Source organism: Paraburkholderia kirstenboschensis (assembly GCF_904848585.1).
GTDB classification, from domain to species: domain Bacteria; phylum Pseudomonadota; class Gammaproteobacteria; order Burkholderiales; family Burkholderiaceae; genus Paraburkholderia; species Paraburkholderia kirstenboschensis.
This window is the reverse complement of the sequence record NZ_CAJHCR010000054.1, coordinates 1-3,376: the sequence shown is the minus strand read 5'-3', so window position 1 is coordinate 3,376 and position 3,376 is coordinate 1. Positions and strand designations below refer to the sequence as shown.

At 61.2% G+C, this 3,376-nt stretch carries 4 protein-coding genes; all 4 read left to right on the top strand.

Annotation, left to right across the window (positions count from 1 at the left end; genetic code table 11):
* The first annotated feature begins 86 nt into the window (after positions 1–86).
* The 4 genes from tnpA to JMY24_RS37790 all read left to right on the top strand — a co-directional run bounded on the left by tnpA (position 87) and on the right by JMY24_RS37790 (position 3,315).
* A complete protein-coding gene (tnpA, locus tag JMY24_RS37805; RefSeq protein ID WP_128598731.1) occupies positions 87–551 on the top strand; it encodes an IS66-like element accessory protein TnpA in 465 nt (154 codons plus the stop codon).
* A complete protein-coding gene (gene tnpB / locus JMY24_RS37800; RefSeq protein WP_164853904.1) occupies positions 551–904 on the top strand; it encodes an IS66 family insertion sequence element accessory protein TnpB in 354 nt (117 codons plus the stop codon). Before tnpA ends, tnpB begins: the two co-directional genes overlap by 1 nt.
* Before the next feature lie 89 nt (positions 905–993).
* Positions 994–2,583: an IS66 family transposase gene (gene tnpC / locus JMY24_RS37795; RefSeq protein ID WP_128598729.1), complete on the top strand. Its 1,590-nt coding sequence runs from the start codon at positions 994–996 to the stop codon at positions 2,581–2,583.
* Between the two features lie 132 nt (positions 2,584–2,715).
* Positions 2,716–3,315: a plasmid pRiA4b ORF-3 family protein gene (locus tag JMY24_RS37790; protein ID WP_128598728.1), complete on the top strand. Its 600-nt coding sequence runs from the start codon at positions 2,716–2,718 to the stop codon at positions 3,313–3,315.
* The last annotated feature ends 61 nt before the right edge of the window (positions 3,316–3,376 follow it).

Here is a 3,376-nt window from a genome sequence, read left to right as displayed (position 1 = left end):
CGTAAGCGCGCGATTTCCCACACCTAGCTTCCGATGCAGAGAAGGCACACGATTGCGTCCGCAACCCAATTTTGCGGACGCAATCCATGACAGACGATGACCTGAGCTTTTTACCCCTGCGCGTGACCCGTGTTGGTGTCGGCGGCAAGCGAAGCTTCGACCCAGCGGACAAGCGACGACTAGTCGAAGCCTGTCTGCGGCCAGGCGCCTCGCTATCGGGCCTCGCCCTTAAGGCTGGCGTGAACGCCAACCAGTTGCATAAGTGGGTTCAGGCGCATGAACAGGGCCGGCCCTCAATCGTGCGCGACATGCCTGTCGCATCGTCAGCGTTTGTTCCAGTGGTCGCGATCGACGAACCTGCAACGGTCATGGCATCTGTGCCCGCGTCGCACCACAGCACCAGAGCAGAGTCATCCTGCGTTTCGCCGGGCTCAACACGACTGGCACGGTTGTCGGCCCACCTGCCCAACGGCATTAAGCTTGAACTCGAATGTTCAACAGACCACGTGGCAATCGTAAATGCGATGGTCGTCGCATTGGGAGCGCGCTGATGTTCCGCTTCGAGGCTGACCTTAGGGTCTTCCTGCATCGCGAACCGATCGATTTCCGCGCAGGTATTAACAGCCTCGTGACGCTGGTCGAGCAGTCGATGCTGCTGGATCCGTTTGAGCGCGCCGTATTTGCCTTCCACAACCGCAGACGCAACCGGATCAAGCTGCTGTTCTACGAGCGGGCCGGATTCTGGTTAATGTTGCGACGTCTTGAGCAGGACCACTTCGTGTGGCCACGCCGACAGCAGGCCGTGATTGAACTGACGACCGAGCAGTTGCAATGGCTGCTGGAAGGTATCGACGTCGACGCAGTCCGTCGCCATCCGACCCGGCGATACCGTCACGCGAGCTGAACGCCAGGCGTGACCCGTCATGACGGCTGGCCGCACCGTTACAAATTCACGTAAACCCACCGGGCGTCGCGTTGCTCTATCCTGGGAGCATGAACGAGGACGACTTCGCCCGATTGCCGCCGGCCGCCCAGGCCTATATCCGTGAACTTGAGGCACGCAACCAGCAACTGGGCGAACGGATTACCCAGCTAGAGGAGCAGTTCCGTCTCGCGCAGAGCAGGCGCTTCGCGCCCAGCAGCGAGAAGCTGCGCGATCGTTTGTTCGACGAGGCTGAGCAGACCGTCGCCGCTGAACCCAATGACGCTGACAATGCCGAGGCCCCGTTTGCACTGCCTGATACCGGCCTGCCGGATGTAGCCGACCCTGCACCGGGCAGACCAGGGCGCAAGCCATTACCGGCGCACCTGTCACGTCAGCGAATTGAATATGACCTGCCTGAAGAGCAGAAGGTCTGCCCGTGCTGCGCAAACGCGCTTCACCGCGTGGGCGAAGAGGTCAGCGAACAGTTGCATATCGAGGTCAAGGCGTCGGTGTTGCAGCACGTGCGCTTCAGGTACGCGTGTCGCCACTGCGAGCGCCATGCCGAACGTACCCCGGTGATCACCGCGCCGATGCCGGCTCAGCCACTGCCGGGCAGCAATGCGAGCGCCGCGATGATCGCCACCGTCACCGCAGGCAAGTATGTCGATGGCACGCCGCTGTACCGGATGGCTCACGCGCTCGCGCGTGCGGACATTGAGGTCGGTCGCGGTACGCTGGCGAACTGGATCATCCGGCCGGCGCAACTGCACTACAGCCGTTTATATGATGCCCTGCGCACAACGCTGCTGTCGCAGCAGTTGATCCACGGTGACGAGACCACGGTGCAGGTGCTCAAGGAGCCCGGCAAGACAGCGCAGAGCACCTCATACATGTGGGTCTACCGCAGTGCCGAAGACAGCCCGGAGCCAGTCGTACTGTTCGACTATCAGCCAGGGCGCGGGCAGCAATACCCTCAGGCATTCCTCGCAGGCTACGAGGGGTTGCTGATGACGGACGGATACGCCGCTTGGCGCACGCTCGAAGGTCCGACGCACTTCGGTTGCCTGGCGCATGCACGGCGGGCATTCGTAGACGCACTGAAGGGCATGAAGAAACACGGTGGTCGCGCCGCGCAGGCGCTGGAATACTTCAAGGCGTTATATCAGGTCGAGACGCTGGCCAAAGCCGATCTGCCCGAAGGCGAGACACGTGTCGACTACACGTACCGGCTGCGTCAGCAGCACAGCGTCGCGCTGCTTGCATCCTTCAGGACGTGGCTCGACGAAATGGCTCCGCAGGTCCTGCCAGAAAGCCTGCTGGGAAAGGCGGTTGCCTACACGCGCAACCAGTGGATGTATCTGAGCCGCTACGTGGGTGACGGGCGCGCCGCAGTGGACAACAACGTCATTGAGCGCGACATCAGGCCATTCTGCACGGGCCGCGCGTCGTGGTTGTTCGCAGACACGGTCGCCGGCGCAAAGGCAAGCGCAATGATTTATAGCCTGATGCTCACCTGTCGTGCCTGCGACGTCGAGCCTTACGCCTACCTCGTGCATGTGCTCACCGAACTGCCACAGCGTCCGCCCGACGCCGACATCGCCGATCTTCTGCCATTCAACTTCGCGAGGCGTCGGACGGCGACAGACGACGCCGTCTGATCCAACATGCGCTGCGCATCAGACGCGCGCCATCATCGCTCGGCCCGTGCCCCGATGGCCCTGCGGTACGCTCCGCTACACGAGCGATAATGAGCGTCTGTTTGCCTGTCATCCAGTTCGCTGAACAGTTCAATGCCCAAGTCCTACACCCTCTACACGCTTTACACGCAGATCCGAGACATTGAGCCGCCCGTCTGGCGGCGAATCCGGGTCGACGGAAATATCACGCTACGCAAGCTGCATCACATTCTCCAGGCGGCCTTCGGATGGACCGATGCCCATCTGCATGAATTCGAGGTTGAAGGGCGAACATACGCGATGGGCGACAACGAGAACATGCTCGACCTGTTCGCAGAAGACCCGGAAATGATGGACGACCGCAAGGCGCGCTTGCACACACTCGTCTTCCAGGGAGTGCAATTCCTGTATCGATATGACTTCGGTGACGGCTGGCATCACGACATCCACGTAGAAGAGGCTGCGCGCATTGACCAGGAGCCCTACAGCGAAGCGTGGATCCTCGCGGGACAACGGGCGTGTCCGCCGGAAGATGTCGGTGGCACACACGGATATGACGAGATGCTGCGTGTGCTAAGCCATGAGCCGGACAGTGACGAAGCACAGGACTACAGAACCTGGGCGGGCGAAGACTTCGACCCCGAACTGTTTGATCGCAGGGCAGCTAACGCAGCGCTCCTCCGCATGGGGTGGAACGGCTGGGGTAAGAAATAGCGCATTCCTCTGTGTTCGCGCTCTGCTCGGCAATTGACCTGTGTGCTTAAATTAGCGCTTA